At 59.1% G+C, this 21548-nt stretch carries 22 protein-coding genes; 3 read left to right on the top strand and 19 right to left on the bottom strand.

Annotation, left to right across the window (positions count from 1 at the left end):
* Positions 1-89: 89 nt before the first annotated feature.
* The 12 genes from HFX_RS12305 to HFX_RS12350 form a co-directional block, all read right to left on the bottom strand.
* Complete coding sequence (locus tag HFX_RS12305) at positions 90-428, bottom strand: AzlD domain-containing protein (protein ID WP_004059650.1); 339 nt, start codon at positions 426-428, stop codon at positions 90-92.
* Complete coding sequence (locus HFX_RS12310) at positions 429-1124, bottom strand: AzlC family ABC transporter permease (protein WP_004059649.1); 696 nt, start codon at positions 1122-1124, stop codon at positions 429-431.
* Between the two features lie 210 nt (positions 1125-1334).
* Positions 1335-2195: a hypothetical protein gene (locus tag HFX_RS19720; RefSeq protein ID WP_014732461.1), complete on the bottom strand. Its 861-nt coding sequence runs from the start codon at positions 2193-2195 to the stop codon at positions 1335-1337.
* Between the two features lie 35 nt (positions 2196-2230).
* On the bottom strand, positions 2231-3163 hold the full coding sequence (locus HFX_RS19725) for a hypothetical protein (protein WP_137685644.1): 933 nt from the start codon (positions 3161-3163) through the stop codon (positions 2231-2233).
* 223 nt (positions 3164-3386) lie between these two features.
* Positions 3387-3821, bottom strand: coding sequence for a hypothetical protein (locus HFX_RS12315; protein WP_004059648.1), 435 nt, complete (start codon positions 3819-3821; stop codon positions 3387-3389).
* Positions 3822-3824: 3 nt separating this feature from the next.
* The gene (locus HFX_RS12320; protein ID WP_004059647.1) at positions 3825-4082 is read right to left on the bottom strand and encodes a hypothetical protein; all 258 of its coding nucleotides are present in this window, start codon (positions 4080-4082) and stop codon (positions 3825-3827) included.
* Position 4083: 1 nt separating this feature from the next.
* Positions 4084-4362: a ubiquitin-like small modifier protein 1 gene (locus HFX_RS12325; protein WP_004059646.1), complete on the bottom strand. Its 279-nt coding sequence runs from the start codon at positions 4360-4362 to the stop codon at positions 4084-4086.
* A gap of 282 nt (positions 4363-4644) precedes the next feature.
* Positions 4645-4962 carry a HalOD1 output domain-containing protein gene (locus tag HFX_RS12330; RefSeq protein ID WP_004059645.1) on the bottom strand — a complete coding sequence of 106 codons (318 nt, stop codon included), beginning with the start codon at positions 4960-4962 and terminating at the stop codon, positions 4645-4647.
* Positions 4963-5268: 306 nt separating this feature from the next.
* Positions 5269-7230 carry an archaea-specific SMC-related protein gene (locus HFX_RS12335; protein WP_004059644.1) on the bottom strand — a complete coding sequence of 654 codons (1962 nt, stop codon included), beginning with the start codon at positions 7228-7230 and terminating at the stop codon, positions 5269-5271.
* Between the two features lie 26 nt (positions 7231-7256).
* Positions 7257-7901: a rod-determining factor RdfA gene (gene rdfA, locus HFX_RS12340; protein WP_004059643.1), complete on the bottom strand. Its 645-nt coding sequence runs from the start codon at positions 7899-7901 to the stop codon at positions 7257-7259.
* A 251-nt stretch (positions 7902-8152) separates the two neighbouring features.
* Positions 8153-9154, bottom strand: a complete 1002-nt coding sequence (locus HFX_RS12345; protein WP_004059642.1) for a DUF1616 domain-containing protein — start codon at positions 9152-9154, stop codon at positions 8153-8155.
* Between the two features lie 32 nt (positions 9155-9186).
* Positions 9187-11253: a hypothetical protein gene (locus tag HFX_RS12350; RefSeq protein ID WP_004059641.1), complete on the bottom strand. Its 2067-nt coding sequence runs from the start codon at positions 11251-11253 to the stop codon at positions 9187-9189.
* Positions 11254-11576: 323 nt separating this feature from the next.
* Here HFX_RS12350 and HFX_RS12355 point away from each other — a divergent pair, with 323 nt between their 5' ends.
* Genes HFX_RS12355 through HFX_RS12365 form a run of 3 tightly spaced genes read left to right on the top strand, consistent with a single transcriptional unit; the run spans position 11577 to position 14524 of the window.
* A complete protein-coding gene (locus HFX_RS12355) occupies positions 11577-13007 on the top strand; it encodes a DUF58 domain-containing protein (RefSeq protein ID WP_004059640.1) in 1431 nt (476 codons plus the stop codon).
* A 6-nt stretch (positions 13008-13013) separates the two neighbouring features.
* Positions 13014-13517, top strand: coding sequence for a hypothetical protein (locus tag HFX_RS12360; protein ID WP_004059639.1), 504 nt, complete (start codon positions 13014-13016; stop codon positions 13515-13517).
* Complete coding sequence (locus HFX_RS12365; protein ID WP_004059638.1) at positions 13514-14524, top strand: hypothetical protein; 1011 nt, start codon at positions 13514-13516, stop codon at positions 14522-14524. The genes HFX_RS12360 and HFX_RS12365 overlap by 4 nt, the downstream gene beginning before the upstream one ends.
* Positions 14525-14548: 24 nt before the next feature.
* Here HFX_RS12365 and HFX_RS12370 read toward each other — a convergent pair whose 3' ends face one another.
* The 7 genes from HFX_RS12370 to HFX_RS12400 all read right to left on the bottom strand — a co-directional run bounded on the left by HFX_RS12370 (position 14549) and on the right by HFX_RS12400 (position 21469).
* On the bottom strand, positions 14549-15535 hold the full coding sequence (locus HFX_RS12370) for an AAA family ATPase (protein ID WP_004059637.1): 987 nt from the start codon (positions 15533-15535) through the stop codon (positions 14549-14551).
* Between the two features lie 122 nt (positions 15536-15657).
* Complete coding sequence (locus tag HFX_RS12375; RefSeq protein ID WP_004059636.1) at positions 15658-16566, bottom strand: DUF4350 domain-containing protein; 909 nt, start codon at positions 16564-16566, stop codon at positions 15658-15660.
* Positions 16567-16842 (bottom strand): hypothetical protein, encoded by a 276-nt coding sequence (locus tag HFX_RS12380; RefSeq protein ID WP_004059635.1) that lies wholly within the window; start codon positions 16840-16842, stop codon positions 16567-16569.
* Positions 16843-16938: 96 nt separating this feature from the next.
* Positions 16939-18195, bottom strand: a complete 1257-nt coding sequence (locus HFX_RS12385; RefSeq protein ID WP_004059634.1) for an ABC transporter permease — start codon at positions 18193-18195, stop codon at positions 16939-16941.
* Complete coding sequence (locus HFX_RS12390; RefSeq protein WP_004059633.1) at positions 18188-19429, bottom strand: ABC transporter permease; 1242 nt, start codon at positions 19427-19429, stop codon at positions 18188-18190. The genes HFX_RS12385 and HFX_RS12390 overlap by 8 nt, the downstream gene beginning before the upstream one ends.
* Positions 19422-20171 (bottom strand): ABC transporter ATP-binding protein, encoded by a 750-nt coding sequence (locus HFX_RS12395; protein WP_004059632.1) that lies wholly within the window; start codon positions 20169-20171, stop codon positions 19422-19424. Before HFX_RS12395 ends, HFX_RS12390 begins: the two co-directional genes overlap by 8 nt.
* A 215-nt stretch (positions 20172-20386) precedes the next feature.
* Positions 20387-21469 carry a cell surface protein gene (locus HFX_RS12400; protein WP_179955340.1) on the bottom strand — a complete coding sequence of 361 codons (1083 nt, stop codon included), beginning with the start codon at positions 21467-21469 and terminating at the stop codon, positions 20387-20389.
* Positions 21470-21548 lie beyond the last annotated feature (79 nt).

Consider the following 21548-nt stretch of genomic DNA (forward strand, 5'->3'; position numbering starts at 1 on the left):
CTAGCCAACACGCCGACCCACCTTTTGCGTGTTTCGACAGGAACCACTCGACACGTCGCCGTGCATGGTCTCCTGCGTATCACGGAGCCTCAGACCACGAACCGGAGGAACCAGAGCGCACCCATCCCGACGGCGATGGTGACGATAACGCGCTCTGTGTACCACGCCGCGAGCGCGGCGAGCACGCCAGCCACGAGTCGTTCGTTGCCGAGTGAGACCGAAAGGTCGCCCGCGGGAGCGACGAGAGGCGGGAAGACGAGCGCCGCAAAAACGGCCGCAGGCACGTAGTTGAGAGCTGACTTGGCTCGCGGTGGAAGCTCATCGATACGGCCGAACAGGTAGACGAACGAGCCTCTGATGGCGAAGGTGAGTGCGCCCGCAAGGACGATGACCCCCCAAACGGTGATGGGGTCGTAACTCGTCGTCATCTACAGTTCACCCCCGAACGATTCGACCGCTAGACCGGCGAGGACGCCGACGACGGCGGCGACAATGATGTCGAGGTGGAACGGAACCCCGGCGACGACGACCGCGACTGCGACGACGCCACCGGTGAGGCCCGAGGCCGCCGCGGCACGGTTCTTCAGAGCGGGGACGAGAAGCGCGAGAAACACCAGCGGAGCGGCGAACTCGAAGCCCCATTCGGGTGGGAGTCCCGTCCCGAGGAGCGCGCCAGCGATAGTCGCGAACTGCCAGACGACCCACAGCGAGGCGGCGACGCCGAAGTAGTATGCGAATCGGTCGGTCTCGCCATCGCGACCGTAGCGAGCGATAGAGAGCGCGTATGCCTGGTCGGTGAGGAGATACGACGAGACCGCTTTCGACCGCGCGGCGAAATCCCGGAAGTGCGGGGCGATAGAAGCCGAGTACATCAGCATCCGGAGGTTCACGACGACGGCGGTTCCGACGACGATAGCGAGCGGCGCGTCGGCACCGAGGAGTTCTATCATCGCCAGTTGCGAGGCACCCGCGAAGACGACGCTGGAGAATCCAATCGCGTGGAATATCGAAAGACCCTGTTCGACGGCGGCGACACCCGCGACGAGGCCGAAGGGAGCGATGCCGAGGTGGAGCGGTGCTGCATCCCGAACACCATCGAGAAAGTCAGAGGGGAGTGTTGGCATCTATCGCATGCAGGACATCGCACCCGAAATAGGCGTCTATCTAACAGTGCCCCATTATGTGTTATTTTCCATGATTTATTCCTGGGCTAGTGCACATTAATCACGAGGTTCCGACAAATTATCAGTCTGGGTTGTTAGAGGTTAAACGCGATATTCTTCAGCAGAATCAGCATCCCCTTTGCTCACTGAAGGTGTACAGTAGTACCTTGATTACTGCTCATCACAGACAGTATCAATACGAATTTTATACTCGTATCCACACGTCGCTTTTAGCTCAGATAGTGAATTTCGAACCAGGTCCAGATCTGTCGTCTCCTCCACGTTGACCGTTGTTGGCAATTCGTTGTTCCGGTCAACCAGCTTTGATAAGATAGCCGACGACAGATTTTGGCTTTGCCAAGTAAACCTAATCGTATGATTTTGTTCATTAATATGAATCTCTGATAGGCGGTTAAGATCGATCCACGTTGGAGAGTCATCTTCTTTGATTGGAGTAATGCCGAGTCGAGTCGGTTTGAGGACGTATCGGTACTGTTCACCTTTCCAGTGGGTGATATATGGTACTGGGAAAATGCCAACACCATCGAGGTCTTGAATGCACTCTTCAACTTGGTAGACTATCGACGATGCATCTGTATTATCGCGTAAATCGCGTTCAAACGAACTTTCAGGGAAGACATGGCAGATCCACTCACCCTTATTTAAAACCGCAATGTGTCTTACCCCGTATAAGCGCCAGGCAAGACACGAGTCTTCTCCGTTGTCGAGTGACAATAGGTCAGAAATGAGTGGTTCTCCATCCGGTAGAGCCGCCCGATATTCGACGCCATCCTGTCCAAGGATACGATCACTCTCCCGAACGTGAGTAAACTCGGAATCAAGCCGGTCAGCTATACTAGGCTTGGATGATTGAATTTCTTCGGTCCACACCGAAACTCGGACTTCATCGCCGAAGTGAGAGGAAGTCCTAACGAGACAATTTTCGGCGCGTATTCGCTGTCTGTTTGCTTCCTCATTAGGGGAACAAACAAACAGCCGATGAGTGGCATCATCGGGATCAATTACAGTCATAACTGGTCTCGTATCCGGAAGGAATTATATTTATGTTAGATTGGGGTGCCGGTCGGTGGAGCGAGAATCATTCCGGCTGCGATGGCATAGGCAAGTGCTGCTGCTACGCCTGCTGGAAGTACAATTCCAGCTGCATCTGCTGAACTCTTGATAGCTTTCTCTATTTTGTCTGTAAGCCAACTCACACCGGGCAGACCGTCACCGCTATTTGGACAATGGCGCCAGCAGCGCTGTGTTTTATTTTCTTCTCCAACCCAAGTACAATCACCATCCGTTTCTTGACCATAGTAGAAACTCACGCCTCCATTTGCATTATTGGTTGGGACGACCTCAAATTTCCAAACATTAATTAATGGAGTATGATCTCCTGCAGGAGGAGTACTTTCACACTTCTCTCTAGAAGAATATCCTCCCCGAGCGTTCACGCACCAAATCCCTGCGACTTTAGTATCTACCTTTTTATGGCACCGTTTTGCGCCTTGTAGCGTAATACCCGATTTTTGATCTGCAATTAGTGGCTTAATATCCCGGATATCATCACTAATTTTAGTAGACTGGATCTCACTGGACGATCTAATTTCGGACTTATACGTAGCCCCGTCCATTGAATAAGTCAGGGTAAGCCTACTCGCTTTTTGATCATGTTTTATTCCATGAACTCCAGCATCAGCGTGGGTGAGTTGTTGGGGATCATCAACTGGGACTTCCGCCGAATTAGCCCCTCGTTGAATGTATAGTTGGAAACCATCCCCGAGATACGGGGTAGTGAAAGCAACTGCTGAATAATCAGGAAGAACGATATACTCGGTAGCAATATCACGAATTAATTCAACTACACTTGAGTTATTTTCTTGATATTCTTTATTAGTGGAATTGGATTTAGCACTAGCAAGTGGAACCTGTGTTGTCACTGCTGCTATACCAATACCCTCCAATAGCCGACGTCTATTGAATTTCTTGCCTGACATTAATAACTACATAAACCATGGATAATAATAATGTTTTATATATTATCATATAATTGGAGAATCAATAATGCCGAGATATAACCTTACTATTTGATGAGTTATGAACTATATTAATTAATGTAGTCATATATTTCCGATGAATTTTCCTCCCAAATACTGTATTTTCTATCTGCACTGGTCCAAGAACCTTTACGAGCGTTACCGTCTTCACAACCAGCCCTCGCTATCGGTGAACGACGGCGACTTCACGTATTTCGAGTGCGGTCTCGAACTCGTCGCGGCGGTCCGCCTCCCTGCCGACGCGTCGGAGGTGCTCGGTGTGCGCCCGGCGGACCGCGTCAACCTCGCGGTGAGAAAAGCCGAGGGCGACGCCTTTCGTGTCCCAGTGACCGAGCGGGACGAAGTAGACCGCTGTATCGGCGTCTTTGTGGATACACTCAAACTCCTGTGCGTACTCGTCTGCGTGGTCGTCGAGATACGCCTGCACTCTGTCGAGGAGTATCGGGAGTACCGAGGAAGGCACACTCGCCATCGCGGCGGCAATCATGATGGCGGTGCCGTCAATTGCACTTTCCCGTGGTGTCTCATCGTCCATATCTGAGGCGAGTCTGTCGCTGGGTCGTTCGTGGTCGCGTTGCCGGTCTCCGTCGGTTCCCATGGCTCACCCTCCCGCGCGCATCGCCTTACGGGAGAACCGCTCGATGAGGTCGTCGAGTGTCTCGTCGTCGCCCTCGAAGGTGAGTTGGACCTCGGTGAGTTGGATACTGTTCGTTATCGTGACCTCCTCGGTGTCGAGGTCGACCGTCCAATCGGGACCGACGACACGTGTCTCGCTCTCGGCTTCCCCACCGAGACCTTCGAGGTACTGAATGGCGAGACGTGTCGAGATACCGCGAAACGCCCGCTCTCGTCGTGCCATCTCAACCACCGGCAACAGGTGGGAAAACGCTCACTGCATCCCCGTCTTCGAGGTCAGTTTCGAGACCATCGAGGTGGACCACTTCGCGTCCATTCTTCAGCACGTTCACGTGGGGTCGAATATCACCATTTTCGATGAGTTGACCGGAGAACCCATCGTACTCGGCTTCGAGTGAGTGCAGTACGTTGCCGACCGTCGAGCCGTCGTCGACCCGCCAGTGAATCGTCTTCTGTCCGACCACCTCCCGAAACGTCGCGAAAAAACGTAATTCGAGTTCCATACCCCTTCTCGGCGGTCACGAGACAAAAAGGTACGTCGCACAGATAGCAGTCTGCCGTAATCGTCTCTCCCACCTACTGCGAACCAATATTGTGCTAGGAACACAATTTAATCAGAGGATAGGAGAAAATATATGATAATATTTAACTAACAATAATATGGCTTGGGGCATATTTAATTATTGATCGTAATTCAGTCGCTATCACGCGGTAATGAGATTGAAAGGACATTCGTCACGGAGATGAGTCCGAGACCGCACTACAAACCCAACCAGACGTGGGTTTCACAGCCGCGATTTATTTTGGATTTCGATGAGACCGGCCGAATCGACAGTGACGACGAGCGCTCCGTATGAGAACTCGAGTGTTGCACCAGATAACGAAGGTGCTCCGGGGCTGTTATCCCCGAAAAGCGTGTTGAGCGCGTCGATGTCGGTATACGAGGACAGCGGTGGTAATTCCGACGTATCACAGTCTGCATGCTCACTCGCAGCCGAGAGTACGGCCTCCGAGATAGATTCTGTACGGTCGCAGTCGTACCAGACCCGCGTCCGTTCACGTTCGTCCTTTTGATGTGCGATGGCAGTAGTGATAGTAGACACCTCCGAGTGTCGTCTACTCGATATGTACTCCGAAGTGTTATATCACTTGCGTACTGTCGGTATGTGCTTCCAATATTGTTCTAATTTAGCAATATAATTTCGGATTGATACGGTTGTAGGCCACTCGTCGGGACCACCAACAGGAATGGTCGAAATGAAGTGGGGTGGATGAGATGGCGGCAGTCAAAGTCGATGTCCCGGTAACGATGGTCAGTAGCGGTGGACCAGTATGGTGTAGTCGAGGATTTCGGTGTCGAAAATGTTGTATCAGCAGGAAAATGAGTGAACGCCGGTCGAGGCGTCAGATTATGCCGATGAGGCGACGCCGTCGCCCCACTTGACGCGGTCGTACGCCGAGTCGAGTGCCTGTGCGTCTTCGGGTAAGAGCGCAGCGACGAGGAACGACGGGTACTGTTCGAAGTGGTCGACCAACGCCGCGATACGTTCGGAATCGATGGCTTCCACTGAATCGAGGAGCATGAACGGAACGTCCTCGTACACTTCGTGGACGAGATAGCCCGCGAGTGCGAACACGAGACCGATAACCTCGCGTTCGCTCTCACTGAGATGGTCGATAGAGTCTTCGTACACCGCGCCGGAGTCGGACTCTCTGACGATGTGGAGTTCGAACTGCGTCTGTCGGACCTTCCTGCGACCCTCACGAACTCGGCGTTCGACCTGTTCTAACCAGACGCGCTCGATGTTTTCGTACCCGAGGAGACCGAGAACCGTCTCCATCTCTTCGTTGAATGCCTCGACGGCAGACGACGTAAGCGACTGAATTCGAGTTCTCGCATCTTCGAGGTCGGCGGTCAGTTGCTCGCGCTCGTCTTTGAGCGACGAGCGCTTGTCGAACTTCGCGTCGAGTGCCTCCAGGTCGTCGTGTACCGCCGCGAGGTCGTCTCGCGTTCGGTCGAGGGTGAACTCGACTTCGTTGAGTTCCTTGTGCAGTTCGATGAGGTCCCCTTCGGCCTGCCCACGAAGCTCGGACGCTTCGGTTTCCAGTTCCTCGACGCGGTCGGCGAGTTCCTCTCGCTGGTCGGTCAACGACTCGATTTGGTCGGTTCGACGGTCGAGTTCGTCTTCGAGACGGTCGAGTTTTTGCCGTGCCTGCTGCCGCTGCGTCTGCGATTTTTCTGCGGCTCGTAGGTCACTTTCGAGGTCGTCGAGTTCGCGGCGGAGTTCGGAGCGCTGTTCGCGGTGTTCGTCTCTGACCTCGCGAAGTCGACCCGTTGTCTGCTGAATCTGGTCGCGCTCGACTTCGGTGCCACATGTCCAGCAGGTAATCATGCTCGACGAGACCAGTTGGTCGGTGACTGCACCGGTCTCAGCGTCTCCGCCGAGCGAGTCCTCGACGAGGTCGGCTTTACCGTCCAGTACGTCCTCCGTGTACTGGATAACCGTCTGAAGTTCGGAAATCGTCTTGTTCAGCGATTCGATTTGCGTTCGAATCTGGTCGATGCGCGTCGTGACCTCACTGTGGTCGATGTCGGTCGCTTCGAACGAGTCGAGTTCTGCTTCGAGTTCCGAGCGCTCCTGTCGGAGCGACTCCACGCTCTCGCGTTCGCTCTGGAGACGGAACCGAACTGTTTCGAGGTCCGAGCGCGCCGACTGAAGGTCCGAGAGGACGGCATCCAACTCCGCTTGGTTCTCGCGCTGTGTCTCGACTGTCTGGTCCTCTTCGTCGATACGCTCCGCGAGTCGGTCACGCTCGGCTTCGAGGTCTTCGATCTTCGCTTCGAGTTCCCCCCGCTTGGTTTCGAGCGACTGCTGTTCGGATTCGAGCGATTCGAGCGATTCAAGCCGACCTTCGACCTGTTTCCGCTCGGTCTGCAAGCGCTCGATTTCCGCTTCGATGGCGTCGGTATCGACCGGTGCCATGATGACCTCGTGGAGGTCACGCTTCGTGATGACCGCCTGTCGCGCCTCGTTCGACCCAAGGAGAAACGCGAACAGGTCCGCGGTTGTCGTATCCTGAAGATACGGCGTGCCGTCGAGCGTGACCTGCCCGTTTTCCCGTTTGAGGATTCGTGTGAACGTTCGCCCATTAAGTTCGAGTTCGACAGACCCCTCGTCCGCGTCACCTTTGAGACTGACCGCGTCGCTACCGCACGCACCCATGAGTGCGCGAAGGAACGACGTTCGGTTAGTCGCGTTCCGACCGGTGAGAACGGTTACACCGGGTGAGAGGGTAACAGTACGTTCATCGATCCCCCCAATATTTCGAATTCGAACAGTTCCTGCCTCAAATGCCTCTGAGTTATTCATGTGAAGAGCTGTGTTGTCTGGCGTGGCTACTCGTCTACTGCGTGGTCGCAGTTACAGTGCCCGGAGGAGAGCAGCGCCGCCGGTGTCATTCGTGTTTCGCAGTCTGTACAGGTTACGCGGATGTCCACTTCGACCTCGTACGCGCCGATGACGACTTCCTCGGCCTTGACTAGACGGTCGATAACGTCGATTGTAACCGTCCGTAGTCGAGACCGAAGCTTTCGAATCGTGTTCAGTCCGGATTCAGCCGCGGTCTGGTCGTCATCGCTGGATTTGCGTTCGACGTTCCGATGTCGTTTGAGGTAGTTATAGACCGACTGATAGGAGATGATGTCTGCTTCCAACTGGTCGACATCAACGCCCTTCTCCCGAAGCGTGTTCCGTGCTTCGGTGCGACTACCCGCAGTCACATCGTCGCTCGTCAGGAGTCGATAGAAGTTGTCAACTTCGCCGTCGAGGACGTGTGCGCCTGCTTCGTCGAGGGCGGCCTGGATAACCCGTCTGTTTACGTCCCCTTCGAGTTCACGGAGGCTCCGCTGTTCTCGGCCTTCACCGAGCCATGCGTCGACGAGTTCATCGCCGAGACCGGTGATTCCGTATCGGTCTGCGATTCGTTCGATCTTTGGACCCCGTCCACCGCGGCGGGAGACCTTGGTTCCTGTATCTCGCATCCTGACTTTGCCTTCGAATATTCGGTGTGCAGTACCGTAAACATTACTTAACAATTATCACGAGTGATAAAATTAAGAACACTAGTATTTTACACGACTAGTGGGTTACAAATGTCTAGCTATGTCTATAAATATACGACAATCAGAAGACTCTGTCGCGTTAAATAGCGTATCGAACCTCTCTCCGGAGGTCGAAGTCAGACAGATGTCAGTCTCTGGTAATGGGGAGTCACGCCGCCAGCGACTGAACGTTACTCGGGGCGAACCGTGACCCAGAGGTGAACTTCTTGATACGCATTCTCGATAGTCGGCGATTCCGGCGGCGCTTCCTTGTAGAGTAGGTACGTCAGTCGGAGGCGCTCACCGGTCATCGTCGGCTGAATCTGGTGTTCCTGGTGCCACGTCTCGTTGTGTTCGAGTTGCGGTGAGAACGTCTTGAGTCGCTCTTCTTCGAGGACGGTCGTAGAATTGTTCTCCACTTCGACCCGCTGGAGTAACACGACCGTGGTGTAGTTCACCGGCCGGTGTTCCTGATTACCGATACCGAGGACGAGCGAGGTGGGTTCACCCTGAACGAGTGTTTCAGGATAATTGTCTGCCACGAGTTCGTCTCCGTCTTCGGTGAGAAGGTACAGTTCGCTGAAGGACTCGCCGCCGTCGTTGGGCACTGCAACGACATAGCCAACAGACGTCGTTGCGAGGAGCAGACTCACGACGAGGACGACGTTCAATACCGCGTCCGTGCTGGAATCGGGGTCGAAAAGCTCTCCCTTCGCCGCGTCGATCCACGTCTCGTACGGGACGGCGAAACGCTCGTCTTCGGGGAGTGCGTTCCGACGGACCGACGCAAATACGAGAGTGACAACGGTAAACCCGCCCACTGCGGTGAGGATAGGGACGAGTCGAAGCCCCCACGGCGTGAAGTTAAGGACGAGTCCGATGAGGGGGGAGACAGCGATACTCGCCCCGAACGAGAGTGCGACCCGCTCGATACCGTCGATTCCGCTGTAGTCGCCGTCTGGTTCGTTCGATGTTGGACCACACTCGGGGAAGAGTGCGGCGATGAGTGTGTATCCGGGAACGAATAGAACGAACGGGAGGCCGATGATGTCTCGAAGCGGTGTCTGGTTGAGTCCGGGTGTGAGTGCCGCAATGAGCGTCAGTACGACTGTTGCGAGCACTACGGCGAGGTCGGCCGGAAGGGCTCGAATCGGCTCGGGAAAGTAAAGTCTCCAGTCTGAGCGCGCCGCCATCTATCTGGGGATGGGAAGTAGAGACACAAAAATCAGTTGGTCAACGTGTCTGGTTCAGTTGCATCGACGAGCGCATGCGCCGTCTCGACTAACTGTTCGGCATCGTCCTCACTCACCGAAACACCACTATACGCCGCTGTTTCGTAGCCAGCGGTGAGTGATTCGAGCGACTCGGCAGAGCCGACCTCCGCATCGACACACTGCTCGTAGAACTCCCAGTGGGTCGCGGCGGCATCGATATCGGTTGCTGCTGCGAGTGCGTTCCGTGCTCCCGCGTAGGCGACGACGACAGCATCATTCGGTCGGCCCGCAGAGAGCGAGTCCACCGCAGATTCGAGCGCGGTGGCCACCACGTCGGCCGATTCCGGCTCTGTTTCCTCGTCATGAGTCGAGATGACTGGTTCTGCGGTACCCCCGTCAGAGGCGGCCGTTTCGTTACCTCGTCGAAGGAGAACCGCGGCGACGAGTCCGACGATTGCCGTGCCTGAGACGACCCACAGAAGGTCAAATAGGCCGAACGGAAGCCCGCCGCCCGCCGATTCACCACCACCGCTCGGGCGCGGAATGTCCGTCGTCGCTGACGACGAGTCGAGGTTCGTCCCGTCACCGTCGAACGCAACCGTAACTGTCGCGTTCCTCGCGCTCACGTCTGCCGGGAGGTCGATTGTCGTCCGATACGTTCCCGACTCACCGGTTGTGACCGTATCGATGGTCTGACCGTCGATGCTGACGGTAACAGGTTGGTCGCCGACCGCTTCGCCCTCCTGTGTTTCGAGTTGTCCATCGATGACGACGGTCCGGTTCGCCGATGTGCGGGCGCGCACATCAAGCGCCGTCTCCTCGCTCGTGATGGGAACCGACACCGTTCCCGGTTCGAACCGGACGGCGCGGCCATCACGGTCGGGTGCCACCCGAATCGCTGCGGTGCCAACCGAAGCAGTCGCAGGAATCGTTCCGGTAAGCGTCGACCGGCCGCTCGAATCTGTCTCCGCCGTCGACAGCGGGACGCCACCGAGCGATGCGGAAATCGGGTAGTTCGCAATCGGCGTCTCGTTTACCGACACGGTCGCACGAAGGGAGACCGAATCCGCGTATCCGTACGCCGACTTCGCGGGGCCAGACAGTGCCGTCGTCGCGGTCACTTGCGTAACCGACACGGGAATCGTCTGCTCCGATATCTGGTACACCGACGAGTTCGATGGGAGATACGTGACGGTGAGTTCCGAACTGTTCGCTGGGACCCGTATTGGTCGATACGTGAGTTCGAACTGTCCGTCGGCGTCGACTGCCGTTTGTAGCGTCTGTCCGCCGATGGCAAAGCTCGCATTCGTCGCCTCGACTGGCGTTCCGTTGTCGGTTGCGAGTGAACCGGACAGCACTAACGGGTCAGTAAAGGAGATATTTTGCTCGTACGACTCGACAGTAAGGTTCGTCGCAATGAACTCGCGGCCGATAATCTCGTTTCGCTGCTCGGTGATGTTGGACTGAATCGACGCGAGTTGGGTGCTCGTCTCTGTGAGGTCGCTGTCGGTCTCGTTCGAGATACTGCCGAACATGTCAACTAAACTCCCCGATTGCGTTTCGCCGTCCTCAGCGAGGCGCGACAGTCGCCGAGCGAGTTCGCGAGCGCGCTCCGTCTCGCCAGCCTGTTTCGCCGCTTCGTACTTCCGGCGCGTCTCGTGGAACTCGCGGACGGTGTCGATATACTCGCGCTGTGTCTCCTGGACGGTTTCGTACTCCTCGCGGGAACCGTCCCCATCAGTCTCGCCTTCGACATCGACGTATTTGCTAAGCGAATCGTCGTAGTCGTCGCCGAGCGCCGATTTGGCGGCTTCGTACTCGCCTTGACTGAGTCGAAGCGTACTCGACCCAATCTGTGTGTTCAGCTCGCCGGAGAGATAGGAGATGAGGCGATTGAGGTCGTCCTCGTCGTCGACCTCGTCGGGGTTCTCGTGAATTACGCCGCTGGTGTTGTTCGTCTCTCCCGCAGTCTGTTGCGGCAGCGACTGGTGCTCGCCGAGCGCGGGGGCTACTGGCGCTTTCTCGTCGGCAATCGCCGAAACGGCAGCAACGGGTGCTGTCGTGACGGCACTCACCACGATCAGTAGCGTCCAGAGTAGACAAACCGAACGACTCCAGTCTCTACGCACTACTCGTAGCCAAACGTGCGACCGTAATGGGTTTTCGCATTTGAACCGGTACGGGGTGTGAGAAATCTGAGGAGTGTTGGGGAAAATCGACGTACAGTCGCTCGCAGCGGTTTTTTCGCGTTTAGCAACTGTATAAGGTCGTGAGGGACGTGGTCGTCAGACAATATGATAGTTGGAATGAATCGACACGGCAATAGACAACAACCATCGTAGCCCGGTTACACGTCGGAGAACACAAACATTCAACTTCGGTGCAACGAATCGACACCACGATGCTTCCGACCCGTCGGTGGGCCGTGCTCGCTGGAACTGCGTGCTTCTTCGCCGTCTTTGCAGTCCTCCTCGGCGAGTCGACGCCGCTTTTCGCCGCGGGCGGTCTTGCCGCGTGGCTCGTAGTTGCGCAGTTCGGCGCGCTGCGGACGATGACTAAGGTCGACCAGTCTCTTTCGGCGACCGTTTCGGTCGACCGTGCGACCGCGTTCGTCGGCGACCGCACCGCAGTTACGATGACCGCATCGATGCCCGACGCGCTCGATTCACCCGTCGAAGTCGAACTCGTCGCACCACCGAGTGTGGACGCACCGGAGCGGAGTCGCCGGACAGTCACCATCGAACCCGGCGCGACCGCCGGTTCGACCACGTGCAGCGTCGAGTTCCCGATTGCCGGGCGAATCGCGTTCGACACTGTCCGTGTCACAATCGAAGACCGAGCAGGATACTTCACCGAGACGGTGACGCTGGATGTCGATGCCCGCTGTCTCGTCGAACCGCCGGCCCCCGATGGCGTCCACATCGGGCAGGGCGGCGAGTTAGTCGGTGCGACGTTCGGAGACCATTCGAGCGACCAGACTGGACCGGGGTTGGTTCCCCACGAGACGCGGCAGTACCTCCCGGGCGATACGCTCTCGCAGATTGATTGGCGGACGACAGCCCGGATGAACCAACCGTACATCCGCGAGTTCGAGTCTGCGTCCGACTATCTGCTCTCGCTCGTCGTCGACATGGGGTCGCACATGAACAGCGGGCCGACGGGTCGAACGATGTTCTCGTACGCGCGCGAAGTCGCACTCGGCTGTATCCACGCGGCGGAATTGCACGGTGACCCGGTTTCGGCACAGTTCGTCGACGACAGCGCGACGACGTGGGAGTTCGGCCCGTCGTCGTCATCGAACGCATACCAGACGATTCGGCGGGAGTTGCTGGAGGTCACACCGACAGACGGCGACCGCCGAACGGTCGAGTCGTCGCGACCGGTTGCGCCGGCAGACGCCCGCAAGCGAAGCCAGTCGCTCGTCGGCGACGAGTCGGCGTTTGCGACGACACTTCGGCCGTTCCTTTCCGACGGGACTAGCTACGTCTCGCGGGTTAGCGACCGGCCGCTTTTCGATGCAGTCAAAGCCTCGTGTTTGCGCTCGGACCGCGAGGACCACCTCGTTCTCGTTACCGACGACTCGGCGAAAGTCGAGACCTACGAGTCCGTCGTCGTCGCATCGAAACGAAGCAGTCAGACGACGGTCTTTCTCACGCCGAACGTGTTGTTCGGCGACGTACCGACGGCTTCCGGCGATGGATTCGACGGATTTGTCGACTTCGAGCAGTTCCGAAAGCGCCTCGACCGCTTGCCGAACGTCACCGCCTACGAAGTCGCACCGCGGAGTGCAGTTGAACTGGCGACGGCCGAGACGGCCGCGACGGTGGAGTGATACTCGATGGAAACAACGCTGAAACAGCGCATCCCGACGATTCGAACTGTGTTGGAGTCAAACGAGCTTACCCCCGCAGACGCGGTCGGCGTGTTCCTACTCACCGGCGCGTTAACGCTCACGGGCGGTGTGTGGGGCGTCGTTGCTGGTCTTTCCGTCCTCGGTGGCGCACTCGCTACCGCCGGTCCAGCCGCGTTTATCATTGCGCAACTCTGGGTAATCTCGTTGCTGTCGGCAGAGACCATGTGGTTAGTGACTGCCACACAGGTTGCGACATTCCCACTTCTCGTGAGTGCGGCGTGTTCGTGGCCGCCGGACCGACCCCGACTCACCCGGTTGACGGCGGCGTTCTTCGTCGCGCTCGGGACGGTCTGGGCGCTCTGGGCGAGTCTCAAGTGGGCGTGGCAGTCCGCACTGGTGTTCGTCGTACTCGCGGTGACCATCTCGTACGCGCTGCACCGGTACGAGCGCGTCACACTCGGGTTCGTCTCCGCGGAGGCTGACCGATGAGTGTAGACAAGCGGAATAACCGCAAACTGGCGAACGGGCAGTCACACGGTCCCGTCTCGTCCCCGACGCAGGGCAGTTCCGACACCGAAAACACGTCCGAACTCGCTGCACTCCGCCGCGAGAACGCCCGGCTCAGACAGCGGTACGACAGCCTCAGACAGAGCCAGTACCGACAGGCAACCGCCGTGCTGGCCGCGCTCGGTGTCGCCGGGGTACTGGGTGCTGCGCTCTTCCCACCTGTCCGAGAGGTGCTCGTCGTTCTCGGCGCAATCGGGCTGTTCGCCGCGGCCGTGACGCGATATCTCAGCCCCGAGCAGTTCATCCCCGTTGGCATCGGGTCATCGGTGTTCCAAGCACACGCGGCAAACCACGGGGCCATCGTCAACGAACTCGGGCTTCAGGACACGACTGTATACGTCCCCGACGCTGAGAGGGAAACAGTTCGCCTATTCGTTCCCGAGCACCGGTCGTACACGCTCCCGGACCCGGACGCGCTTCGCGACACGTTCGTCGTCACCGACGACGAGACACAGCGCGGCGTCACGTTCACCCCGAGCGGCGTCGGTCTGTTCGACGAATTCGAGCGGAGCAGCGACGGTCCGCTCGGTGACGACCCGACGACGCTCGCCCGTCAGACCACCGACGCGCTCGTCGAACTGTTCGAACTCGTGGAGACGACGACAACGGAGACAGACGCCGCAGATGGCCGACTCACCGTCCGCGTCGAAGGCTGTCGATTCGCGTCGGCGGAGACGTTCGACACGCCTGTTGCATCGTTCCTCGGCGTCACCGTCGCTCGCGGACTCGACACGCCAGTCACCACCGAGGTGACACCCGGTGACGAGACGAGTTTCGCCGTTACCTGCCGCTGGGAAGTGGGTGACGATATTCCTGAAACGGGTGACGATATTCCTGAAACGGGTGGCGATATTTCTAAATCGGGTGACGGTACCTCTGAGCCGGCTGCAGGAGTCGACGGAATCGAAGATACCGAAAAAGCGAACTGAATCGAATCGAGACCCGGACCGCGCTTAGTCGTCGCTCGCAACCGACGGCGGCTTCGAATCGCCTAACTCGACTTCCGGTGTCGGAACGGTGTCGACGACTTCATCGACGATTTCTCTCGGGTTGCGTCCACTGATATCCGCTTCCGTCCCGAGGACGAGACGATGCGAGAGGATGAGCGGCGCGAGTCGCTTGACATCGTCGGGGATGACGTAGTCGCGGCCACGAATCGCTGCGGCAGCCTTCCCGGCTCGCAGGAACGCGAGCGAGGCACGGGGAGATGCGCCGAAGTCGACCGCGGAGTGGGTTCGCGTCGCAGAGACGAGGTCGAGGATGTAGTCGAACACTTTGTCGGCGACGTGGACGTTCGTGACGACCTTCCGCGCTGCGCCGATATCGGCGTCGCTGATGACGTTCGAAATGTCCGACGGCTTGAGCGACGGTGAGTTGTCGAACCGTTCCAGAACCTCGCGTTCGTCCGCACGCTCGGGAAGGTCGACGACGACCTTGAACTGGAAGCGGTCGCGCTGGGCCTCGGGGAGGTTGAACGTCCCTTCGTACTCGATTGGGTTCTGGGTTGCGATGACCATGAACGGATAGGGGAGTTTGAGCGTCTCGCCCTCGATTGTCACCTGCCCCTCTTCCATCGCTTCCAGCAGCGCGGACTGCGTCTTCGGTGTCGCCCGATTAATCTCGTCGGCGAGGACGACGTTGGAGAAGACGGGACCCCGCTGCAGGTCGAATTCACCGAGATTCTCGCGGTAGATGTGCGTGCCGGTGATGTCCGCCGGAAGCACGTCGGGTGTCATCTGAATCCGCTGGTAGTCGAGGTTCGCGGCGTGCGCAAAGAGGTTCGCAATCGTCGTCTTGGCGACGCCCGGGACCCCTTCGAGGAGTACGTGTCCGTTGGTTAGTAACGCGATTGTAAGCGCCTCAATCGCGTCTTCGTTCCCGACGAGGAGCTGTGATGTCTCGTCGAGGATGGCTGAGTAGACCTCTTCGGGAGCACTCATTCTTACTGCTACTCCGGACGGCGACCACAAATAAGTGCGGACTTTCGACAGAGTTGAGACAAAAAATCAAGTCGTGGACGAGAGGAAACGAGTATTGTCGAACAGCACGACCGCAACAGTCGTTACAACTCGAATCGGCCGCGCCGGGAGATGAGGGCCAGTGCGCCGACGACGACGACGCCGAAGAGTAACTGGAGGCTAGCTGAGTCGCGAAGGGTGCGGAGTGCAATCTGAAGCGGCGGTCGTTCCTTGGTGTGTGAGAAGTCCAGGAAGACGGTCTCGTGTGACCCTACAAGTGACGCTGTGAAGGCGCGGTTGTCCGGTTGTTCGAGCATCGAGTTGATGAAGATACTCGGGTCGCTGACGACGACAACCTCGCCAGCGCCGAGTCGCTCAGTAGTCACGACGGGATACGACTGGAGCGACTCGGACTCGTCGAGTTCCTCGTCGCCGTCGGTGTCGCGGTACGAGAAGTTCGACGAACGGACGAGCACGGTGCTTTCGTTCGCTGCCACCGTCGCCGGGTGGTTTAGCGTGAGTTGGTCTACGTTACTGGTGAGTGAGTCCGATGTCGTCTGCGTCGCTATCGGGAGCGCGCCCGACTTGAATTGGTGGCGGTCGTCGCGAAGCGGCGTCCGGTTGATGCGCGCGCTTGCGCCGAGCCGGGTCAAGAGGGCGTTCCCGTGCGGTCTGAAGTCGTCGGCGACGACGAGTGTCCCTCCGTCGCGGACGAACGACTCGATGCGGGCCGACTCGGCGTCGGTGTACCCTGTCTCAGGAGAGATGACGAATGCGACCGACTGGGACGCCTTAGCCTCGCCGTAGTCGGTGGTGTTGTAGGCAATGGTCGTCTCGGCGGGCGAGTCCGCCGCAACGTCACGAACGCCGGAGCCACCGTCCCACGCGGGGTTGAACGCGCCGTAGGTGGACGAAGACGTGCTCGCACCGATGCCGACGCCGATGAGCATCGTGAGGAGCAAGCCCGCTGCGAGGAGGTGCGGATAGCCAACCTCGCGAGACCCGATACGCACTCAGACCACCCCCGACGGAAGGATGTCGAGAATCCGTCGTATGACGATGTATCCGAAGACCACGAGTCCGCCGCCGATGAGCCACAGGAGTCTGCGCCGCCACGTCGGCGTCACTGCGATGGGCGCGGTGAGTTCGACGATGACGAGAAAGCCGATGAGCGACACGACGAACACCAATTCGTAGGACAGCGAGTCGAGGAGAACGAGGATGAGCGTCGCTCCGAGCATCCACGCGAGTTGTGCACGGATGAATCGCTCACGTCGTGCCGTTGCCATATGCAGTGGTGGTCAGTCCGGGGTAACTAAACTATCGCTTGTGGGTGCGGGTGCGTAAAGCGGTGTAAATCGTCGCCGCCGCGGACAGCCGACGCCTTACAGGTGCTCAAGCGGTCGAATACCGGCAATTTGTCGGCTGACGACGAGTGACGAGATGAGGCTCATCAGGAACGCGATGGCAAAGCCGCCGATGAGGACGGACTGTGGGAGGACGACGATATCACCGAACCCGACGACGAGTTTCGCCAGTCGGTTCAGACCGCGCGCGGCCGGGAAACTGAGTACGACGCCGAGGATACCGCCGACAGTCCCGAGGACGAGCGCCTGCACGACGAGCGTCAACGAGAGCGTCGACGAGGACGTACCGAGTGCCTTGAGCGCGGCGAACTCCCGCTGTTGGTGGTACACGTGCGAGAGCAGGATATTCACGGTGAGCGCAAGCCCCGCGAGCAGCGCGAGGAAGACAAGACTTCCGCCGGCGGCCATGAGGACCGCCTGGTCGCGGAGAATCTCTTTCAGTTGCTCCTTGTTCGTCCGAATATCGTAGGCCGGATACTCCGCTTCGAGGTCGTCCGCAACCGCTTCGGGGTCGGCGTCGTCGGCGACGGTGAGCGTCATAATCGTCGCTTTGTCAGTGCCGGTCGTTCCCGTCACTTCTTGTAGTTCGCTCAACTGGACGACGACGCTCGGCGAGCCGAGGAACCGCGAGAACGTCGGCGAGATGCCGACGACGGTAAACTCGTTTTTCCGAGCAATACCCGTTGTCCCGCCGATGTACAGCGAGTCGCCGATTGAGACGTTCATCATGTCGGCGGTTCGCTGGTCGATGATGACCTCGTGAGTCATCGGCCCGGAATAGTTGCCGTCGGCGTAGTGTACGTCTCTAGAACTGAATCCGGAGCCGTTCGTAATCTGAACCGACCCGCCGTGGGCGGGCGACCCAACACCGATGAGCGTCTGATAGTCCGTGTCGTTCGATTTGACGTACACTGTCTGGAACGCCATCGGAACCGCCACCTGAACGTCTTCGTGGGCCTCTAACTCGGCGTCTAACTCGTGTGCGCCGACAATAGTGTTCTCGAAGCCGCCGACACCGGCTGGCGAGAACCGAACCGGGCCGCCGGTAACCCACACGTCGCGGCCAGCCGCGTCAAACTTCTGTTGACCCGTCTGGATAACACCGATACCTGTTCCGGCGAGAAGCGTCGCCGCGAGCACGGCCAGCGTGATGCCGAGAACGGTCAGAACCGTCCGCCCGCGGGCGTGCGAGAGTTGCGAGAACGCGATGCCCGCCGCGGCGCGAGCGCGAGCGAGTCGCGGGAATCGCGCAGTAGTCGGGTCGGAATCAGTCATGCGACATCGCCTCCAGTGTCGGGGTTCGCCAGGTGAGCCACGCGGGATACACGGACGAGATAAGCCCGATAGCCGCCGCGACGGCGACGCTGTACCCGATGAGAATCGGGTCGAACAGCGCGACCTGCACACCAAGTATCTCCTGTGTAATCGCGTTCGTCAGATGGATGCCGCCGATACCCATGATGACGCCGATGACGCCGCCGATAGTAGCGACGATGACCGTCTCCGCGACGACGAGGAGCGTTTGTGAGCCGGTTCGATAGCCCATCGCCGAGAGAACGGCGAGATTGCGCCGGTCAGCGTTGACTTCGAGCCCCATCATGGTCGCCACGAAGAGGACGCCGACGAGGATGGCGACGGTAAGTGAGACGGCGGCCATCGCGAGCGGGAGACTCGACGTAGACGCGCCGCGAACCGCTAGCCCGGTCTGCGTGACGACCGAAGTTCGCGGATACACCGCTTCGATGTCCGACTTCACGCCCGCGGCGTTCGTGCTTACGAGGAGTTGGTCCGCGAGGTCGCCAGAAGTCGACCCAGTCATCGTCTGGAGTTCCGAGTGGTGGACGAGTGCAACCGGAACGGGACCGACGCCGCTCGAAACGTCGGCCTGCCGAACGTCGGTGACCGTGAACGTCGCACGCGAATTGCCGACCGTTGCGGTCACTTCGTCGCTAGCCGAGAGACCCAACAGCTCTGCACCGGCCTCGTTGAGCACGAGTTCGCCGGTTCGCGGCCCTTCGTAGGTGCCGTTTGCATAGTGGGGGTCTCCCGGTTCGAGCGCGTCCGTCGGGACGCCGACGACTTTCGTCGGCTTTTCGGGTGGGATAATGCCTGCAACCAGGACGTACTCCTCTGTGGACCCGTTTCCATCGCCGGGAGACAACCGGACGAGTTGCGTCTGGACCGGCGTCGCGTAGTCGATGCGCTCGTCCGTGTCGAGTCGCTCGGTAATCGCGTGTGTGTTACCGAGTTGCGGACTGCCGACGTCGACCGCGACCGAAGAGGCCGTACTCGCCTCGGGGACGACCCAGTAGTCGACATCCTCGCTTTGAATCGCGTTCTCCGCACCCATCCCGAGCGCGATGCCGCTGACGGTCGTCATGAGCGTCACCGCGAGCGCGACGCCGAGGACGCTCAACAGGACCTGCTTGGACGAGGTCGTCCGCAGGCGACCGAGAATACGCCGGACAGCAAGTCCGAGGATGCCGAGCAGTCGATGCCGCCTACTCATCGCTCACCACAACACCGTCACGGAGGCGAACGACGCGGTCGGCCCGGTCGATGACGTGGTCGTCGTGCGTTGCGACGACGACCGCACGGTCAGAGGCCGTCTGTTCGATGTAGTCGAGGACGCGTTGGCCCGTTTCCGTGTCGAGTTCGCCCGTCGGTTCGTCGGCGATGAGAACCGCGGGGTCAGAAACGAGCGCCCGTGCAATCGCGACGCGCTGTTGCTCGCCGCCGGAGAGTTCGCCCGGTTTGTGCCCGGCGCGGTCGGCGAGTCCGACCTGTTCGAGCAGTTCGTCGGCGCGCTTGCGACGCCCTCGTTTGGAGACGCCGCGTTCGATAAGCGGGAGTGCGACGTTGCCGCGAGCCGAAAGCGAGGGCAACAGGTGGAAATGCTGGAAGACGATGCCGATGGTATCGCGTCTGAGCTTCGTCCGACCGCGAGCGGACAGGGAACGAACGTCGGTTTCGGCGACGGTCACGTCACCCTGCGTCGGCGTGTCGAGGGCGGCGAGGAGGTGCAACAACGTCGACTTGCCGCTGCCGCTCGGGCCGGCGATGGCGACGAACTCACCGGTCGAAATCGACAGGGAGACGCCATCGAGGGCACGAACCGTCGGCGCGTCCGACCCACGGGAAAAAAGCGAGTCGGGACCGCGTGAGTACTCCCGAACGACACGCTCACAATGGAGAGCAGTCGCTGCGTCGTCTACTGAACGGGGGCGATGTTCGGAGACCGAATCAGCCATTACCCCACGTGATGCGCGACGGAGCATATAGCTGGCGTGTCAATGTAAGAATGGGTCTCGACTGCATAGCCACGGCGAAGCGCTCGATTACCACCGTCTAGTCGGACGCTCCGGTCACTCCGGTCACCCCGGCCACTCCAGCCCAGTCGCTCCGGTCAGCCCAATCGCTACCAATGAAAGCTACATAAAAGAGCCAACCGAGATGGTGGCGTCAGTCAGTTACGGACGAGTCGTCGGCCGACAGCGAAGACGACGAGCACACCGAACAGCGCTTGGGGTGCCGTGTTCGGGACGTCCGACGAAGTCGTCGGTTGCTCGGTCGTCGTTGCCGACTCGTTTGGCGTCACGACGTTGTCCGTCGTCGTTGTTGCCGTAGTCGTGGGCTCCGAGTGGTCCGTCCCTTCGGTGGTCGTCGTGGTCGTCGGGTTGTTTGTCGTGGTCGTCGGCGTCGTCGAGTTGTTCGACGTGGTCGTCGTGGTCTTGTTCGTGGAATCGGAGTCGCCATCCGACGAATCGCCGTCGGACGGGTCGCCACCGGACCCGCCACCGCCGGGCGTCGAGGTTTCGGATTCCTTCTGGTCGACGACTTCGACCGTCGAAGCGTCGCTCACGCCGACGAGTTCGTTCTCGCCCATCGCCTTGTCGTCGGTGCGGACGACTGCGTACAGCGAGTAGTCGCCGGTTGCGAAGTCGTCGGTCGAGACCGACGCCGAGTAGTTCGAATCGTTGACTTTCGAAGCGTCGACTCGGGTGTTCTTGGAGTCGTTCGCGAGGACGACTTGGACGGTTTCGACGGGTTCGCCCGACTCGACTTGGTCGAGTTCGACCGTCACGTCGAGGTCGTTGCCATTTTCGACGGCGTCGTCGGCGTTGACCGTGAGGCGGTACGCGCGAATCACGAGCGGTTCAACGTCGTGCACCTCCTCGGTCGATTGGTTGGTGGCCGAGACGGAGTAAGTGCCCGGTTCGAGTCCGTCGGTATCGAATGACTTTGAGTCGTCGCCGGTGCGAGAAATCGACCGGCGGATATTCTCGTCGGCGTCGTGAATCATAATCGAGTATTCGGCACCGCTCGGTGCGTCAACCGAGACTCCGACGCTATCGCCAGCGTCGGCACGGCCGACCTCAGTGACGAGGAAGTCGCCGCGTTCTGTCGAAACAGTTCTGTCGACGGTGTCGATGGAACCGTCGATGTCGATATCGTAGTTGCCACTCGCCCCAAGAGTTGGGGGTGCGACCGCTGCGAGGAGTACCGCAGCAACCACAAGGGCAAAAATCAAGAAACGGGGTCGAGGCATCGTTGTCCGATTTGGACACCGGTAATAAAAATCTGTAGGCAGTTGCGTCGCTCTCGGACCGCAAAAGATGAAAAAGGAA

This window comes from Haloferax mediterranei ATCC 33500 (assembly GCF_000306765.2).
In the GTDB taxonomy this organism is placed as follows: domain Archaea; phylum Halobacteriota; class Halobacteria; order Halobacteriales; family Haloferacaceae; genus Haloferax; species Haloferax mediterranei.